Below are 18,129 nucleotides of genomic sequence, written 5' to 3'. Positions count from 1 at the left end.
GAGAATGGAAAAGAAAACTTTGATCGTCTCGGGCGTGTTGCTGGTAGCAGCTGTAACAGCAGGGGCGGTTTATCTGAACGGCCAAGGGAAAGAGAAGACAGACGACGCCCAGATCGACGGGCGCCTGGTGAATATCGCTCCGAAAATCAGTGGCTATCTGACCGATGTCCTGGTACGCGACAACCAGCAGGTCAAGAAAGGCGACGTGATTGCACGTATTGAAAGCAGCGATCAGCGCGTGAAAGTAGAGCAGGCCCGCGCCGCGCTGTTGCAGGCCGAGAGTCAACTGCGGGGTGCGCAAGCGAATGTTCCCCTCACCGCGGAAACCACCGCCAGCCAGTTGGCCAACGCACAGGCCGCACTCGCGAGCAATCAGGCTGATTTTGAACGCGCCAAGGCCGGCCTTGAGCAGGCCAGACAAGCCGAGATCAGCTTTGCCCGGGCCAATGCCGAAACCAAACGCGCCGCCCAGGAGCGGGCGCAGGCGGATCTGCGCCGCATGAAGGAACTCGTCGACAAGGAAGAGATCTCCCGCCTGCAATATGACAGCTATGTCGCCGCCGCCCGGATGGCCGAAAGCGACTTGAAGGCGGCCCTTGATCGCGTCGAAAGCGCACAGAAGGGGGCGGACATCGCCCACAGCCAACTGGCCGCCACGCAGGCCCGCATTGAGCAAGCCAAGGCGCAAGTGCAGCAGGCCAAGGCAGGCGAGCGGCAAGTGGCCGTCCGCATTGCCGATAGCGGAGCCAGCCAAGCCAATGTCGCGGCCGCCCGGGCGAATCTTGCGGCGATGGAGTTGCAGCTCAGCTATGCCGAGATCGTCGCCCCGGCGGACGGCGTGGTCACCAAGAAGAACATCGAAGTCGGAATGTTTGTCAGCCCGGGCCAAACGATGTTGACGCTGATCCCGATGAATGAAATCTGGGTCACGGCGAATTATAAGGAAAGCCAACTGCGCGATATCAAGCCCGGGCAACGCGCCGAGATCGAGCTCGACGTGAACGGCAAGAAGTATGAGGGCAAGGTGGATTCGATCGCGGGAGCCACCGGCGCACGAACCAGCTTGCTGCCTCCTGAGAATGCCACCGGCAACTTTGTCAAAGTAGTGCAGCGCGTCCCGGTCAAGATCCTCATTGATGGGGCGCAGGCGGGCACCTTCCCCGTGGGCACCAACGTCGTCGCAACGGTGTTCACACGTTAAAGAGACCCCATGCACGAAGCCCCGAAAGTCAATCCCTGGTTGATCGCCCTGACGGTCTCGATGGTGACCTTCATGGAAATTCTGGATGGCACCATCGTCAACGTCGCATTGCGGCACATTGCCGGCGACCTCTCCGCCGGTGTCGATGAAAGCACCTGGGTGCTCACCTCCTATCTGGTCTCAAACGCGATCGTCCTGCCGCTCGCCGGATGGTTCTACATGCTGATGGGCCGCAAGAACTTTTACCTGATGGGTGCGGCCATCTTTACCGTCAGTTCCCTGCTCTGCGGCTTTGCGCCCAGCCTCACGGTGCTGATCATCATGAGAATCATTCAAGGCCTCGGCGGTGGCGGCCTGCAGCCCAGCTCACAAGCGATTCTGCAGGATAGCTTCCCGCCCGAAAAACGCAATATGGCAATGGCCTTCTATGGCATGACCGTCGTTTGCGCCCCTGCGCTGGGGCCCTCCCTCGGTGGCATCATCACCGATAACTGGAGCTGGCGCTGGATCTTCTTCATCAATGTGCCGGTCGGTGTTCTTGCCTCCTACATGACCTGGAAACTAGTGGAAGATCCTCCGACCATGGTGCGCAAGAAGTTGAGCGAGATGAAGATCGACGGTTGGGGTTTGGGGTTGCTCGCGGTGGGCATCGGCTTCCTGCAAGTGGTGTTGGATAAGGGACAGAACGAAGGCTGGTTCCAGTCCTCCTTTATTTTCTGGATGAGCTTTGTCAGCGTCGTCGCCATCATCCTGTTCTTTGTCGTCGAATGGTTCCATGTGAACCCGGTGGTGGACATCTCGCTTCTGCGCAATCGATCTTTCTTCATGGCCAATCTCGCGATGTTCGCCCTTGGCTTCGTTCTGTACGGCAGCAGCGTGCTGCTGCCGATGTACACACAGCAACTGATGGGCTACACGGCCACCCTGGCGGGCTATCTGCTTTCGCCGGGCGCGTTGATCGTCATCGTGATCATTCCGATTGTGGGCAAGGTGATGGGAGTGGTGCAGCCGAAGTATCTGGCCATGGTCGGCATGATGGTGAACGCCGCGGCAATGTACAAGATGTCGCAATTGAACCTCGGCGCCGACATGGGCACCCTGGTCAAACTGCGCCTGTTACAAGGCGTGGGCCTCGCCATGCTCTTTGTTCCAATCAATGCGATGGCCTTCGGGCAAGTGGATCGGGACAAGGTGAACTCTGCCACAGGCTTGGTGAATCTCAGCCGCAACCTGGGGGCCAGCTTTGGCATTTCGCTCGTCACCGCGATGCTGTCGAATCGCTCTCAAGTGCACCAGACTCAACTGGTGAGCCACCTCACGCCCTCTGACCCGCAGTACATCAGTTGGTTGGAGCAAGCCAAACAGTTGCTGGTCTTAAAAGGCTACACACCGGCCGATGCCGTGGAGAAGGCGCGAGGCCTCATTGGCAATCTGCTCGGTCAGCAAGCCAGCCTGCTTTCGTTCAGTGAAACCTTCTTTGCACTGGGCGTAATCAGCTTGCTGACAATTCCGATCCTGTTATCGACCAAGAAGATCAAGGGCGCCGTTTCCACCTCCGCGCACTAAACAGCTTCGGCCTTTGAGGGCATCTTTTGCAAGATGCCTTCAAAGGCCGTTTGAAACTGCTTAAGCTGCTCCGAAAGGAGACCAGGGATGTCGTTACTGGGGCAGTGTGTCTCCGCCCGACAAACTACGCCGTAACGGCCATGTCCTGGCTGGGGGGTGGAATCGGGGTGGACGGACGGTCCGCACCACCGTTAAACTTGACGCTCACCAGCTTCGAGACGCCGGGCTCCTGCATGGTCACTCCGTACATGCTGGACGAAGCCTCCATGGTGCGCTTGGCGTGGGTGATGAAGATGAACTGGGTGTTGTTCGACATCTCCTTGACCAGCTTGGTGAGGCGAATGATGTTCGCCTCGTCGAGCGGCGCATCGACTTCGTCGAGGACGCAGAACGGACTGGGCTGGAACTTGAAGATGGCCATCAGCAGGGCCATGGCGGTCATGGCGCGCTCGCCACCGCTCAGCAGCAGCACGTTCTGCAGCCGCTTGCCCGGGGGCGAGGCGATGATGTCGATACCGCTCTCATTGACGTTCGTTGGGTCGGTGAGACGCATCTCACCAGAGCCGCCGCTGAACAGAATCTGGTAGGTGCCACGGAAATACTCGTTGATCTTGTCGAAGGCTTCCTGGAAGCGCTTCTTTGATTCCGTGTCGATTTCCTGGATCGCCTTTTCGGTATCGCGGATCGAATCGAGAAGATCCTGCCGCTGCGCGTTCAAGAAGTCATAGCGCTGCTGGGACTCTTCGAATTCGGCGAGTGCATCCGGGTTGACCGGGCCCAGCGCTTCGATCTTGCGGCGCACTTCGGTGTACTTTTCTTCGGCTTCCGCGAGCTGCGTTTCATCGAGCACCGCTTCGTCACCGGCAGCAAGTTCGGCGACGGCCATGCCCAGTTCCTTCTGGCACATCTCCTCGAGATGCTTCATGTCGCTCTGCTTGCGCACGAGTTCAACTTCGGCCTGCTGCCGCTTGTCGGAAAGAACGGCTGCGTTCTGCCGCAACCCGCGCAAGTCCTCTTCCAAGGCAGCAAGCTGGGCGCGAATCTCTTCTTCTGACTTGGTCAGATTCGTCACTTCGACACCAGCGGTTTCAATGCTGGCGGCAAGAGAAGTCGCCTTCGCATCGAGCTCGATGTTGTCGTTCAACAACTGCGCTCGATTGACGCCGAGGCGCTCCATCTCAGAAGACAGGTACTCGCGGCGGCGGCCCTGTTCGATCAACGAATTATTCAGACGTTGTACGGCGCCGTTCGCGCTGCGCAGACGCTCGTCGACGCTGGCCAGTTGGGCACGGAGCGTCGAGTGCTCTTCGTTCATGCTGTTGAACTGCTGCTGCAATTCCACAAGCGCACCGCGTTCTGCTTCCAGAGCAGCTTCGAGGGCCACCCGTGCGGCATCCTTTTCGGCGCTGCCGGTTTCAAGAGTCTCGCGCAACGCGGCTAGGCGCTTGGCCTCATTGGCCAAGCGGTCCAGTTCGACGCGGGCATTGGACAGGAAGCGGGCTGAGCGTTGCAGATCGGTCGCCAACTGGCGCTGTTCCTGATCGAGAACGAGCGCGCCCTTCTCTTCCTGCTGTTGCTCCTGCCTCAGCTTTTCGAGATCGGCGGCAAGAGCCGTCTGCTCGCCTTCCAACTGCTGCAGGCGCGTGTTGCTCTGCTCGAGCTCCAGTTGCTTCACATGATGCTGGGCGTTGAGCTCCTTCAATTCGCGCTTCAGCGCGAGCGGACCACTGGAGCTCTTCTTACCACCCGTCACCGCATAGCCGTGATAGCAAACGCCATCGGGCAGCAGGAAATAGACATCCGGATATTGCAGCGCCAGGCGCTGTGCGGCCTGATGATCCTGCGCGAGGAAGCAGCGGGTAACGCGGGGCAGCAACTCCGCAGGCGCGTACTTGAAGCCGTTAGTCATCTTGAGCACATCGCTCAGACGGCCGACGATGCCAGTCTCAGGACCGACGGGCGGCTCCTGCACACGGCCGCGGCTGAAGTTCGCTTCGGGAGCGGGATGCACAAGGAAAGTTGCGCGGCCTTCGAGGTCCTGCTTCATCAGCGTGATGCCGCGCTGGGCGTCATTCCACTGCTCGACCACCACGTATTCCAGCTCTTCGACCAGAAACTCTTCGGCCGCCTTTTCATAGGAAGCATCCACTTCGATGAAGTCGGCGAGTACGCCCATCGGCTTCAAGCCAGTGGCCTGTCCCTTACCAATGGCGGTGAAGAGTTTCTTCACCGAATCGGTGGTGTAGCTGCGATGGTTGATGATGTCTTCGAGCGAATCGCGGCGGGCCTTCAGACGGGAAGTCTCGGTGCGCAGAATGTCCTGCTGGCGACGCGTGTCGTTCACTTCCTGCCGGCGCGTGTTCAATTCGGTTTCGATGTACTTGCGCCGGTCGGCCAGCCCTTCGAGGGTCATCTGGCGGGCGTTCAGCTTCTCGCTGAGTTCGGCGCGCACCAGTTCGAGACGTTCCGATTCTGCCTGCGCTTCGGTTTCTTCGCGAGTGGAGCGCTCAGTGTTCTTCGTCACGCCCTGCTGCTGCGTTTCCACCTGCGTCAGCTGGTTCCGCAGACGATTCACTTCGCCCAGAAGGCTGAACACCTGCTGGCGATTGCGTTCCAACTGGCTCGAGCGTTCGCGGAGCTGTTGCGACATCGTGTCGCGCTGGCTGGTCTTTTCCGCAACCTGGGCGCGAAGCTGGACAGCCTGCTGCTCGAGCTCGGCGCTCTCTTTCTGCGCCGCTTCAAACTCGGTTTTCAGCTCCGTCAGGCGGGCTTCGAGCGAAGTCACTTCGCCTTCGTTCTGGGTCAGGCGCTGGTCAATATTGGCGATCTGCTGCGACTGGCTTCCCAACCGCCCACGCGTACGCTCGGCTTCAAGACGCAGTTCGGCAAGCTGCTTACGCGAGGCCGTGAGAGCAGATTCGATCTCATAAAAACGAGCCTGCAACTTCTGCTGGTCCGCATCTTTGGTCGATAGATTGGTTGCCAGTTCGGTGTAGGCGTTGGTCGATTCGTTTAGCTCGAGAGCGACCTTGGTCGCCTCGCGCTCAAGGTAACGGAATCGATTGGAGAGCACGAGCTTGATGTGCGTATCGAGCTCAGTCTTCAACTCGTCATAGCGCTTTGCTTTGGCGGCCTGGCGCTTCAAGCTGTTCACCTGCCGGCCCACTTCTTCGAGAATGTCGAAAACGCGATTCAGATTCTGACGGGCGCTCTCCAAACGGCTCTCGGCCAAACGGCGACGGGTCTTAAATTTCGTAATGCCGGCGGCTTCTTCAATGATCGAACGCCGGTCCATCGGTTTATTCGAGAGAATTTGCCCGATGCGGCCCTGCTCGATGATCGCGTAGCTTTCTGGTCCCAGACCGGAGCCCATGAAGACATCCTGGATGTCGCGCAGGCGGGCCAGCTTGCCATCGATCAAGTATTCGCTGTCGCCCGAACGGTAAAGACGGCGAGTGATGGTGATTTCACGTGAAGTTTTGGGCTTGGGAGGAGCTTCCGGATCGACATTCTCCGGCTTCTCGCTGGGCAGAACTTTCTCGAGATAGGAACCATCGGGGTCCACCATGGTCATGGTGACACTGGCCATGCCGAGCGGTTTGCGGTCCCTGGTGCCCGCGAAGATGACGTCTTCCATGCGGCCACCGCGCAAGCTTTTGGCCGATTGCTCGCCCAATACCCAGCTGATGGCGTCACTCAGATTCGATTTGCCGCAGCCATTTGGACCCACGATCGCAGCTACGCCTTCGCCGGGGAAGCGCATCTCCGTTCGATCGCAGAAGGACTTGAAGCCCTGCAATTCGAGCCGTTTCAGTTTGAGCAATGGAGTAGTCTCCTCGCAAGAATAGGAAGTCAAGGACCGTAATCTTCAGGAAGAAGAGTGCGATCCAAGTCGGGGGAGACAATTGAAGTCTAGAACAAGATGAGCAAGAAGTAAAGGAGGCATCCATATGTCGCGGCATGAAAGCTGACACCCCAATCTGTTGTGGCACAAAAAATGTTTCGCATTTAGCTGGAACTATTTTTGACAAGTTGATATAAGATGCCGACCTATGTTGCGCTTTGTTGCGTTGTCCCTCCTTTTCTGCCTATCGCTAGCGGCCCAGGAGTTCCGCTCTACGTTGTCCGGCCGCGTTACCGATCCCTCCGGCGCTTCCATTCCAGGGGCCAAAGTCGTGGCGATAGAAACCAATACCGGGGCAAAGTCAGAAGCAACGACCAGCCAGGAAGGCGAGTACAGTCTTCCCTTCCTCGCCCCCGGCCCTTACCGGTTAAGTGTGGACGCAGATGGATTCAAGAAGTACAGCCAAAGCGGGATCCAGATCAGCACCAACCAGCGCCTCTCCCAGGATGTAGTGTTGCAGGTGGGGAGCCAGGGCGAATCCGTCACCATCACTGCCGATGTCAGCTTGTTGTCCACGGCAACAGCGAGCGTCGGCCAGGTGATCTCCTCGAATCAGATTGAGACCATGCCAATGAATGGCCGCACCGCGCTCACCTTGGCCCAGCTTGCCTATGGGGTCACGCCCGCAAGCGACCCACGCTTTACGCGCCCTTTTGACAATGGCGGGCCCGCCGGAATCTCAATGGGCGGCGGCCAGGCACAGTCGAATGAGCTCTTGCTCGACGGTGCGCCCGATATGACCCGCAACCGGCGCGTCGCCTACAACCCTCCGGTGGACGCGGTCTCCGAGGTGAAGGTGGAAGCCTTCCAGCCCGACGCCGCTTACGGCAATACGGGAGGCGGTACCGTGAACGTCGTCATGAAAGGCGGCACGAATACCTTCCATGGCACGCTTTACGAGTTCAACCAGGTCTCCGCCCTGAAAGCGACTCCATTCTTTACCAACGCGGCAAACCAGAAGAAGCCGACGACGCGCTTTAACCAGTACGGCGGATCCATCGGCGGCCCCATCTGGATTCCAAAAATCGTGAATGGCCGCAACCGGCTGTTCTTCTTCTTTACCTACGAGGGAATCAAGCAGAGCGAGCCCGAGCCCACTTTTTCCACCGTCGCGACCGATGCGCAGAAGAAGGGCGACTTCAGCGCGCTACTGCCCCAGGGCATCACGATCTACGATCCGAATACCGGCGTTCTCAATGGTTCCGTCATCACCCGGCAGCCCTTCCCAGGCAATCTCATCCCGACAGACCGCATCAGTCCCATTGCAACCAAGATTCTGAGCTACTCCCCCACGCCCAACGCCGCGGGGAGCAATATTGGCGAAAACAACCGCTTTGACAACGCAGTGCGCAGCGATAACTTCACCAGCTACCTGGGCCGCTTCGACTGGAACATCAGCGACCGGCACAAGCTGTTCTTCAACATGAGGAACAATGACCGCATCGAGAACCGCGGCAATCGCTACAACAACATCATCAGTGGCAACTACCTGGCGCGTATCAACTGGGGTGCGCTGCTCGACGATGTCTACACCGCCACACCCACGCTGCTATTCAACACGCGCATGAACTGGAATCGCTTTAATGAAGGCAACAGCAAGCCAAGTGCCGGTTTCGACCCCACCACACTCGGCCTGCCTGCTTACATCAAAGCCAACAGTACGAAGCTCGTCTTCCCGAATATCAGCTTCGCCAACTTCACAAGCTATGGAACGAATGGTGGCGACGTCACGCCCTTTGACACCTATCAGATCTTCGAGAATGTCACCAAGATCCTCAACACACATACGGTCAAGTTCGGCGGCGATATCCGGAAGCAGATCGAGAGTTCCAACAGCTTTGGAAACTCGAGCGGCAACTTTGTATTCAATGCCGATTGGACCAAGCAGGCCTCCAACGCTGCCGCCGCAAAGATCGGTCAGGACATGGCAGCCTTACTGCTCGGCCTCCCCACAGGGGGAAACTATCAAGTCAATGCGAGCCGCACAAACCAGGCCTACTACTATGCTTTCTTCGTCCAGGACGATTGGCGGGCCCGCAAGAACCTGACCTTCAACATCGGTCTTCGTTACGAAGCAGAGACAGGCACAACCGAGCGATTCAATCGCACCATCGCTGGCTTTGATCCGAATGCCAAGAACAGCGTCACGGATGCCGCAGTCGCCAACTACGCAGCCAGTCCGAGTGCACTCTTGCCCCCATCCGCCTTTACCGCACGGGGCGGAGTCTATTTCGCCCAGCCAGGCAAGAACACAATCTACGATCCCTATCGATACGGATTCTCCCCCCGCTTTGGCTTCAGCTGGCAACCGGGCAGCCTGAAAGGGTTGGTTGTGCGCGGAGGAGTTGGCCTCTATATCGGTACCTTCGGCACCTTCGGAATCCAGCAGCCCGGCTTCAGCCGCCAAACCGATCTCGTCTCTGCCTCAGGGGGTGTCTACCTGAATCCCATCGCCACCTTGGCCGATCCCTTCCCCAGCGGCATCCTACAGCCGGTCGGCAATCGCCAAGGCCTTGATACTTTCTTAGGCCAGAGCATCCAGTATGTGGAGAGGAAGCTCGGCAATCCACAAACCTGGCGCTGGAGCTTCAATGTGCAAAAGAGTGTCGGCCAGAACTCGGTCTTTGAAATCGGATACATGGGCAGCTCGGCCATTCGCATCGCGGAAAACCGATTGGCCAGCTCGAATGCGCCCTATCTGAACTTCGTGCCCAACCAGTACCTCAGCACAAGTCCGCTGCGCGATCCGGCGCGAATCACCTTACTCACAACGCCCATCGCAAACCCGTTCCGGAATCTGTTGCCCAATACTTCACTCAACGGCAGCACGATCAATCAGGAAAACATTCTGCGCGCCTATCCCCAATACAGCGGAGATGGCGGCGTTGCTCTCGATGGAAGACTGAGCGGCTACTCCAACTTCCACATGCTGCAAACTCGCTATGAGAAACGCTTCTCGAGCGGCCTACAGTTCCTCGCCAATTACCAATGGTCAAAGTTTATGGAAGCAACTTCACGCCTGAACTTTGGCGACTCGAAGATGGCATATCGCGTTGCCAATGAAGACCGGCCGCATCGCTTCGTCTTCAGCGGCAGTTACGAGCTTCCCTTCGGCAAAGGCAAAACATTTGCCAGTAGTGTAAATGGCTTCGTCGATCGTGTCATCAGCGGTTGGCAGTTCAATACGATCTACAGCATCCAGAGCGGCTCACCAGTTGAATTTGGAAATGTGATTCATTACGGCGGCGACCTGCAGTGGAATGCTCGTGGCCTCAGCAAAGCCTTTGACACGACACGCTTTGAAACAGCCGCAGCAGCGCAGTTGGATCGCAACATCCGCACTTTCCCGCAATCGTTTCCAGCCTACCGTGCCGACAAGGTCAACAACATCGACCTCAGCATGATCAAGAACATCCGCATCGTCGAGCGCTTCACCGTGCAATTGCGAGTGGAGTCCTTCAATGCCTTCAATCACACCATCTTCAATGGTCCAGAGCTTTCCCCCACCAGCGGAAACTTCGGCAAGATTACGAGTGCATCCAATCTGCCCAGAGCCTACCAGCTCGCACTGCGGCTCCGCTGGTAGAGCCGTAGAACTTAGCGGAATACCTGGATCGTACTCATGCCAGTAGTGTGGGTGGAAACAACTCGCTTTCCGCTCAGCATCGGCTGCACATTCTTCTTGTCTGTCTCCGACGCATAAGGTGATGTGGCCAGGACCACATTCCCAGCCGGTACGCGGTCTGGCGTGCAAGCGCGCTCCAACAGGCTCGCCTCAAAGAGAGCATAGACGGGAAGTGTGGTGGCTGGAACCGCCACCGTACAAGCAGCATGCTCCACTTGCGATTGGTGCATGGTTGCGGCGGCGAGCGCCCAATTCTCTCGCGGCTTTCGAAGCCATTGGACATTGGCAATCATAAAGATCAGAAGCAGCAGACCCAACAACGCCAGACCCAACTTACGCCTCGGCGACTGGAGAATTCCGCTCAGGCCTTCTGCTGCCAGCAAGACCAGCGGCGGAAGAATGAAGCTCATCTGCCGGATCGCGAGAAAATAGCTGAACGTCGCATCGACACTCACCACACAGAAGATTGGCAGGATTGAGGATACAAGCAGGAGCCGCCGGAACTCAAGCCGCATCGCGCCTTGCCTGAGGCCATAGCCTGCCAGTCCAATCAGACACAGCGCGCCCAGATAGCCAGCACCGGTCAACTCCCGCAGAATCATCAACGGGATCTTCGCCGACACCGACAGATGAAACCCTTCCGCCTGGATCACTTTCTGCCACATTGGCGAGGCATACAAGTACCAGGGCAGAAAGGAGAGGAGCGCGAGGAGAACAGCGCCACCGATCTGCACCAGCAGCTTCGGATTCCGACACCACAGCAAAAGCCAGGCCACATGGGAGCACGCAGTGAAGATGGTGAAGGGCTGCGAATAGAGGCCGGCGATCAAGACCAGGAGATATGCAAAGTACCAAGAAAGAGATGCCGATCTCAGGATCCGCAAGAAAAGGTAGCTGGCGAGCGCACTAAGAAACAGCGCTTGCAGATACGGGCGGGCCTCGATGGCATAACGGAACTGAAGGGGAAGCAATAAGAGGATCGAGGTGGCGAGGAGTGGGTAGCGTATCCGCAGCTCTCTCGCCGTCAGATACACGGTGAAGCCAAGCGCCACACTAAAAAGCACCGATGGCAGGCGAGCCACCTCCACCGAGTAGCCCAGGATGCGAATCGCCAGCAACTGCGGCATCCAGCCCAGCGGCACGCTGGCCACTCCGGTCCGGGTAATCACATCCACATGCTCAAAGGTACCGGAATGAGTCCCAAGCAACTGCAGCAGTTCATCCAGCCACAAGGTCTGCAAGTCCAGTAAGCAGAACAGCACCGCAAAGTAGGCAAGCAAGCCACCGTAAACTTGCAGGGGAACTTGCGCAATCCAAGACCGCGACTCATCGTTCGTTTCGCTCATGGGCGTAGCTATTGCCCTGCAATGCTATCAAGATTCTTCTGTTCGGCACTATGGCCACGGGGTAAGTTCCAAAAGAACAGGGACGACATCACAAAATAGCGCCACCAATGGGCCATGATCAAATTGATGCATGATGCTCCGCGACTTTCCCGTTTTCTGCTGGTGGCGCTGATGGCTGTACAGAATCTCTCCAGCCAATCGCCTGCGCGTCTGATCGTTCTCGATCCCGGACACTTTCACGCGAGCCTCTTACAGAAGGAGATGTATCCGGAGCTGCATCCGCAGGTCAGCGTCTATGCGCCGCTTGGTCCCGAGTTGCTGGACTATCTCAACCGGATCTCGCTGTTCAACAACAGACCTGTAAACCCAACCACGTGGCAGCTCGACATCCACACAGCGGCCGATTCCTTCGGCGCCATGTTACGCGACAAGGCCGGCGATCTGGTTGTCTTCTCTGGTAAGAATCGAGCGAAAATTGGCCGCGTTCTCGATTCGCTCTCTGCTGGTCTCCATGTGCTGGCCGACAAGCCCTGGATCATCGATGCCAGCCAGATGCCGCAGTTGGAGCAGGCTCTCGACCGCGCCAGCCAGAAGGGTCTCGCCGCCTACGACATCATGACGGAACGCTACGAGGTCACCTCACAACTCCAGCGAGTGCTCGTCAATCTTCCTGCAGTCTTCGGCCGGCAAGTGCCAGGCGACGCCGAAAACCCCGGCGTGAAGGCATTCAGCGTGCATCACATCATGAAAACAGTGGCGGGACTTCCTCTCCGGCGTCCCACCTGGTTCTTTGATGTTGAAGAGTATGGCGAAGGTCTCGCCGATGTCGGCACCCATCCCGTCGACCTCATCCAGTGGACTTTGTTTCCCGATCAGGTTCTCGACTACAAGCAAGACATCAAGATGCTGTCCGGCAAGAGGGAAGCAGTACCCATCACGAAAGCGCAGTTTGAACAGGTCACCGGCGCAAAAGAATTTCCAGCCTCACTTGCAGAACAAACCCAAAACGGCGTCCTCCATTATTACTGCAACAACTACATTGCGTACACGTTACGCGGTGTCCATGTGAAGCTCGACGTCTTGTGGAAGTGGGAAGCAGCACCCGGAACCGGCGATGTCTATGAAGCCATCTTCCGCGGCACGAAGGCGAATGTAGAACTCCGCCAGAGGGCGACAGAGCATTCAATTCCGGAACTCTATGTCGTCCCCGTTGCAGCCCATCGAGCCGAAGTGTTTGCGGCTCTTGACCGCGCAGTTGCCGGCCTCCAATCCCGCTGGCCCGGCCTCCGAGCGTCACACAATGAGAAGGAAGCCCGGATCGAGATTCCGGCTGTATTCCGGGTTGGGCATGAAGACCACTTCGCTCAAGTAGCCCGTCATTTTTTCTCTTACATGAAAGACGCAACTACGATGCCCGCCTGGGAGCGCGGCTATATGTTGGCGAAGTACTTTGTCACGACAAAAGGTGTGGAGCTCGGGCGGCAACACAACCCATAAGCGCCTCGCCTTGAGTAAGTCAAAGCATTATACTGTTGCAATGACATCGGCCCAGATTGCAGGTGTTTTGGTTCTTTTCAGTTGGTCTCAGGTTGCCGCGCAACTGGTGGGCACCGGGGAAATCAGTGGGAAAGTCGTCGATGTACAGAACGGCAATCCCATCCCCAAAGCCGCCCTCACCTTGAACCTCGAAGGACCAAGGCCCGCCACTGCCATCGCGATCACGGACTCCGAGGGAGCATTCCGATTTGAGGCTCTTCCCGCTGGCGTCTATCAACTGCAGGCGGAGAGGCGTGGCTACCAGACTCTCGCCTATGGCACAAGAGTGGCGGGGGCCAAAGGAACTTATCTCAAGCTCGCCGAGGGGTCCAAGCGAGAAGACCTTATCATCCCCCTCCCAATGAGTTCTTTGATTGAAGGAAACATACAGGGCTCGGATGGCTCCCCAAGTCACGATATCCCCATTACCCTCTATCGCATGATCCATCGAGACGGTAAGTTGCAGGCCCTCCAGGAAGGCATGGTGCAATCAGACGCAATCGGCAGTTTCCGGATTCCGGTTTCCCAGCCAGGAAGATTTTGTCTCGTCGCCAATCAGAGTCCGATGCAGAGCTACGGAATGGTTTTTATGAACTCGAAACAGGTGATGCTCAACCTGCCTGCCGTCTATCCGCCGGGTTGTGGCGACGAACAAGGCGAGAGGGTAGAACTGGCTGCAGGCGCCAGACGAAGCAATGTGAACCTCACACTCGTCAGCGCCTTGGCAGGCCAAGTGAAGGGGAAAGTGATCCTGGCCGATCGTCCCGTAGGGACTTCCCAAATTCAAGTGAGATTTCGCTCCCTATCTCCATGGCCCCTCGCCTTTCAGTTCAGCGCGAGAGCCAGTTCGACCGGGGAGCTCATGCCGTTTAACCTCGGTCCTGGTTCCTATCTTGTTTCTGCTCACTATGAGAACGGGGGCGAGAAGCAGATGAGTTTCACGCAGATCGAAGTCGCTCCCGGGGAAAGCAAAGAAATCAACCTGACGCCGCAGCCGATGTTGCAGCTCTCTTGTCAGGTGAAAGTAGAAGGCCCAAAGCCAGAGCGATTCCGGCAGATCGCCATCCGCATCCACGCGGAGTCCCGGCCCGACTTATTCTCGATTCGCGCCACTTGGAGCGAAGGCGGCGCCTGTCTTCTGGCAGAGCTGCCCGGGGGCCTGATGCGCCTCAGCTTCCCCGATCTCCCACCGGAGCTCTATGTAAAGTCAGCTCAGTTGGGGAACCGCAATGTACTCGACACTGCATTTGAGTTACATGGCAATCCCAGCCAAGATCTCCAGATTGTCCTGAGTAGTGCGGGCGCAAGTGTATCGGGTGAAATGGAGAAGCCGGAGAGCGGCGACCAGACCCCGGCCACCGTCGTCGTAGCACGGATCGACCCGCCCGCTCAGACAACTCCCATCAGCACAAAGACCGATGCCGAGGGGAAATTCCGAGTCACAAGCTTGGCGCCCGGCGCCTACCGGGTGTACGCCTTCGACCAACTGGAACCGGAAGCATTCGAGAACGGATTCTCCCTGCAGCAGTACCTCGACTCCTCACAACTGATTCGCGTGAAGGATGGGGACCAGGCAGCACTCAAGCTGAGCTTGATCCGAAGGAACTGAAGATTGGAAAGAGATGCCGAATGCGAAGATTCGTACTTTTCCTGGCTCTGAGTCTAGTTGCCCTGGGGCAACAAGCGAACTCTACCCCTCCGAGCGGGGTCCTCACCGGCAGAGTGGTGAACGCGCTCACTGGTGAGGGAGTGAATCGAGCCAGCGTCACACTCAGCGGCATGATGGGATCGCCCCCCGGAATGCCTCCCAACAGCGCCGTCATCCTTACAGATGCGAGCGGTTACTTTCGAGCCACAGAACTTGCCGACGGACGCTATCAAGTCTCCGCGAGACACCAAGCTTACCCGACGGGGTACAGTCAGATGGACACGAACGAACCCAAAATGATTGTGGTCGGCGGGGCGAATCCAACAAAGGACATCGTGATCTCCTTATCGCCGGGGGCGAGCCTTGCCGGAAGAGTCATGGATGCTGACGGCGAGCCACTCGTGAGTATCGTGGAACTGATTGAAAAGCGCTTCCTCGGAGCAGCGGCCTCGTTCTTAACTGTCAGCGCTAGACGGACGGACGAATCCGGGGAGTTCCAGTTCCATGCGGTTGCGCCCGGGCGATACTACGTACGCGCCCGGCCGAGCTCTGGCTATAAACACCCGCAGCCCCTCATCGGCAAAGAGGATTTGGCAAAGCTCCCCAAGCTGGACTATGTTCCAACCTATTTCGGCGGAGGACAGGGCGTCGAGACGGCCACAAGAGTCCTTCTGAAGGCTGGGGACAAAGTAGGGGGCGTCGAGATTCTGGTAAAGCCCGTACAAACAGTACAAATCAGCGGAAAGCTCAGGCTGACCAGCGGCTCCGATCTTCCGCCCCAAGTTTCCATTCGTCTGATGCAAAAAGGCGAAGGCACACTCATCGCGTCCACAATGGTCCAGCCCAACGGCAAATTCAGCCTGCCTACGCTCGCGGCCGGATCCTACGTCCTCCACGCCATGATGAGCTCGCCTCAGAAGGCGATCTATGGAACGCTGGAGCTTGAGGTCGGAGAGAAACCAATTGATGACCTGGATTTCGTCGCCCATCAGTCCGTCGATATCCCAGTCCATGTCACCGTAGAAACTCCAACCAAACAAGACAACCGTCCTGGCCAATCGACGCCTGCCAATGTGGTGGGTCAAATTTTTCTTCAACCCGTTTCCTTTAGTCCAACCACCATCCCACCACAGATCAAGAAGATTGAGGATGGCAAGTTTGTCATTCAGGGTCTGGTGCCGGGAAGCTATCGATTCCAGACCGGCACCGGCTATGTGAAGTCCATACGCTGGCTCGACAAGGAATCGACGGGCCAGATCTTGAAAGTAGCGAGCGGAGAGAGCGGGCAAATGGAAGTGGTGTTGAGCCAGGACTATGCGCAGCTGGGAGGCACGGTGCAGGATCTTCCCAAAGAGAGCAGAATGCTTGTTGTGTTGCTTCCAGAAGCCGAAGAAATTGCTGACATCGGATCCTTCGTCATGGCCCAGGTCACACCGGAGGGACAGATTCAAGGACGTGGACAACCCGGCTCCTACCGCGCAGCCTGCATCCCCGGAGTAGGCTTGCAATACCTGCAGAACCCCGCAGTGGCGCGATGGATGAAAGACCAGGGAACGAAGGTGAAGCTCGAAGCAGGCAGTACGGTATCGCTCCAATTGAAGGCCATCAGCAAAGAGGCATTCGAGAATTTACTCCGCGAAATGCAAGAAAAGGACGGGAGATGACGAAGCGGAGCGATCACGGTACCTGCTGAGCCTAAGAAGAGGGCAGCAGATGCAGGAAGAATCCCGTAAAGCGATACTTGCGCTTGAGGGCTTCTTTCTCGTAAATGATCTTGCCATGCAGCGGATCGACAATGGTGACATGCGTCGGGGTTTGATCCAGAATGGCGATGAAATGCCCGGAGTTGCCACCGATCTTCACCCCTGCGATCGATGGACTCAGAATGGCCTCATTCGCGGCACTCAGAATCTTCACTTGTGCGGGAACCCCTCGCTTGCGCAAGGCGCGTGCCAGATACCAGTTCTCGGTTCCTGTTGTGGAAGTCAGACTTTCGCGAGCGAGTTCCCGCTCCGAAGCCATCTGGCCGCGATTACGGAGCAAGCTGGCGGCGCTGGCAGGCCCACAACTGGAAGGAGTGCTTTGCAGGCAGACGTCGCCGATGCAGTCATTCTGCATTCCAAGCAGATTCACCGGACTCAGGATCGGCTTCAGATGGGGAAGCAGGAGGAGAGCGAGCAGTGCAAATGGAATCGCCAGCCGCTCGCCCCACGTTTCCGGTTGAAACCACTCATGAATCACTCCCACCAGCACCCCCAACAGTGCAGCAGCCAACTCCGTATAGGCAAGCGCGCGAAAGTTGTAGAACCAAGCCAAGCCATCGAAGAGATGGAGAGAATAAGTGGCATAGAGCAACGCGGGAACGGACAGAAGCAGCGACGCCGCAACAAGCACCAAGCGATGGGCCGTGGAAGCAGTTTTCCGCTGCAGGAACATGCCGAACCCATAGCAAGGAATGGCAAGCAAGAGCGTCGGGATCAGAAGAGGATTCAGAAGCATCACTCCTCCAGTCCGGCGCTCATCGTTTAGGCACCCATTGGCAGCGAGGCAATGAAGTTATCTGCTTCTTTGGTGGCCGCCTCAATATCGCGGATGAGCCCCTGCACCTCTGCGTCCATCTTGGCCACATTGGTCTTGAGAGAACTGATCGCTTCCGCATTGAGAGTGTGTTTAATAAACAAAACCTGATCCTCAAAGGCTTTCATCACCGGCTTCGCCTTCGCCTCGATCGCCTTCATCCGCCGAAGCAAGTCGGAGTAGCGCTGGCGTGTGTCGCGCAACAAAACTCGGCTCTTGCTCCGGAGATCTGCATTCTGCACCATGGAGATTTCTTTCTCCCACTCCTTGAACATATCGCCCGATACCTGTTCAATCGACGCAATCCGTTCACTTACCTTCTTTGTGCGTTCCGCCGCTTCATCATATTCCTTCTTTAACTTCTTATAGACATCCTCGGTCTTACCGCCTTGAAAACCAGTGGCAGCCTGAAAAGCTTCAAGTGTCGTCCGATATTGTTCCTTCGCCTTCTCCTGATCTTCCCGTTCCTTTTTGATGCGACTCACCAGGATGTCGCGTTTTTCATTCCCGAGCTTCTCTTGCGCCTTATAGTACAGCTGTGTACACGACGAGAGGGCAACCATCACTAAAATGAAAAAAAGACGGGGCATCGCCTCAATCATAGCCGAGGCCGCCGCCATCGAACGCGCGATGGACTCACTTATTAAGGAAGAAAGGGAGAGAATCGTTCATACTAAGTGAGAACGGTATCATCCTATGTTGCTCTTGATACACGCCCCCCACCAA

The 18,129-nt window shown here is 57.2% G+C and carries 10 protein-coding genes; 6 read left to right on the top strand and 4 right to left on the bottom strand.

What is annotated here, in order from left to right:
• The first annotated feature begins 4 nt into the window (after positions 1-4).
• Positions 5-1,201 (top strand): HlyD family secretion protein, encoded by a 1,197-nt coding sequence (locus M017_RS0109795; RefSeq protein ID WP_051669779.1) that lies wholly within the window; start codon positions 5-7, stop codon positions 1,199-1,201.
• Positions 1,202-1,210: 9 nt separating this feature from the next.
• On the top strand, positions 1,211-2,767 hold the full coding sequence (locus M017_RS0109790; protein WP_031497680.1) for a DHA2 family efflux MFS transporter permease subunit: 1,557 nt from the start codon (positions 1,211-1,213) through the stop codon (positions 2,765-2,767).
• 124 nt (positions 2,768-2,891) lie between these two features.
• Here M017_RS0109790 and smc read toward each other — a convergent pair whose 3' ends face one another.
• Positions 2,892-6,590 carry a chromosome segregation protein SMC gene (smc, locus tag M017_RS0109785; RefSeq protein WP_080507613.1) on the bottom strand — a complete coding sequence of 1,233 codons (3,699 nt, stop codon included), beginning with the start codon at positions 6,588-6,590 and terminating at the stop codon, positions 2,892-2,894.
• A gap of 229 nt (positions 6,591-6,819) precedes the next feature.
• On the opposite strand from smc, the gene M017_RS0109780 reads away from it, so the two are divergent.
• Positions 6,820-10,257 carry an outer membrane beta-barrel protein gene (locus M017_RS0109780; RefSeq protein WP_080507612.1) on the top strand — a complete coding sequence of 1,146 codons (3,438 nt, stop codon included), beginning with the start codon at positions 6,820-6,822 and terminating at the stop codon, positions 10,255-10,257.
• 11 nt (positions 10,258-10,268) lie between these two features.
• Here M017_RS0109780 and M017_RS0109775 read toward each other — a convergent pair whose 3' ends face one another.
• Positions 10,269-11,642 (bottom strand): glycosyltransferase family 39 protein, encoded by a 1,374-nt coding sequence (locus M017_RS0109775; protein WP_031497677.1) that lies wholly within the window; start codon positions 11,640-11,642, stop codon positions 10,269-10,271.
• Between the two features lie 114 nt (positions 11,643-11,756).
• Here M017_RS0109775 and M017_RS0109770 point away from each other — a divergent pair, with 114 nt between their 5' ends.
• Genes M017_RS0109770 through M017_RS0109760 form a run of 3 tightly spaced genes read left to right on the top strand, consistent with a single transcriptional unit; the run spans position 11,757 to position 16,490 of the window.
• Positions 11,757-13,139 carry a putative oxidoreductase C-terminal domain-containing protein gene (locus tag M017_RS0109770; protein WP_051669777.1) on the top strand — a complete coding sequence of 461 codons (1,383 nt, stop codon included), beginning with the start codon at positions 11,757-11,759 and terminating at the stop codon, positions 13,137-13,139.
• Between the two features lie 40 nt (positions 13,140-13,179).
• Positions 13,180-14,787, top strand: coding sequence for a carboxypeptidase regulatory-like domain-containing protein (locus M017_RS0109765; RefSeq protein ID WP_031497675.1), 1,608 nt, complete (start codon positions 13,180-13,182; stop codon positions 14,785-14,787).
• Between the two features lie 20 nt (positions 14,788-14,807).
• Positions 14,808-16,490, top strand: coding sequence for an MSCRAMM family protein (locus M017_RS0109760; protein WP_031497674.1), 1,683 nt, complete (start codon positions 14,808-14,810; stop codon positions 16,488-16,490).
• 31 nt (positions 16,491-16,521) lie between these two features.
• Here the strand turns inward: M017_RS0109760 and M017_RS0109755 are convergent, their stop codons facing one another.
• Both M017_RS0109755 and M017_RS0109750 read right to left on the bottom strand, forming a co-directional pair.
• Positions 16,522-17,325: a cysteine peptidase family C39 domain-containing protein gene (locus tag M017_RS0109755; RefSeq protein WP_031497673.1), complete on the bottom strand. Its 804-nt coding sequence runs from the start codon at positions 17,323-17,325 to the stop codon at positions 16,522-16,524.
• Positions 17,326-17,351: 26 nt separating this feature from the next.
• Positions 17,352-17,993, bottom strand: a complete 642-nt coding sequence (locus M017_RS0109750; RefSeq protein WP_162179873.1) for a DUF2959 family protein — start codon at positions 17,991-17,993, stop codon at positions 17,352-17,354.
• Positions 17,994-18,129 lie beyond the last annotated feature (136 nt).

Source organism: Bryobacter aggregatus MPL3 (assembly GCF_000702445.1).
GTDB lineage: Bacteria > Acidobacteriota > Terriglobia > Bryobacterales > Bryobacteraceae > Bryobacter > Bryobacter aggregatus.
Note: the sequence above shows the minus strand (reverse complement) of the source record. Positions and strands in the feature narration are given on the sequence as shown.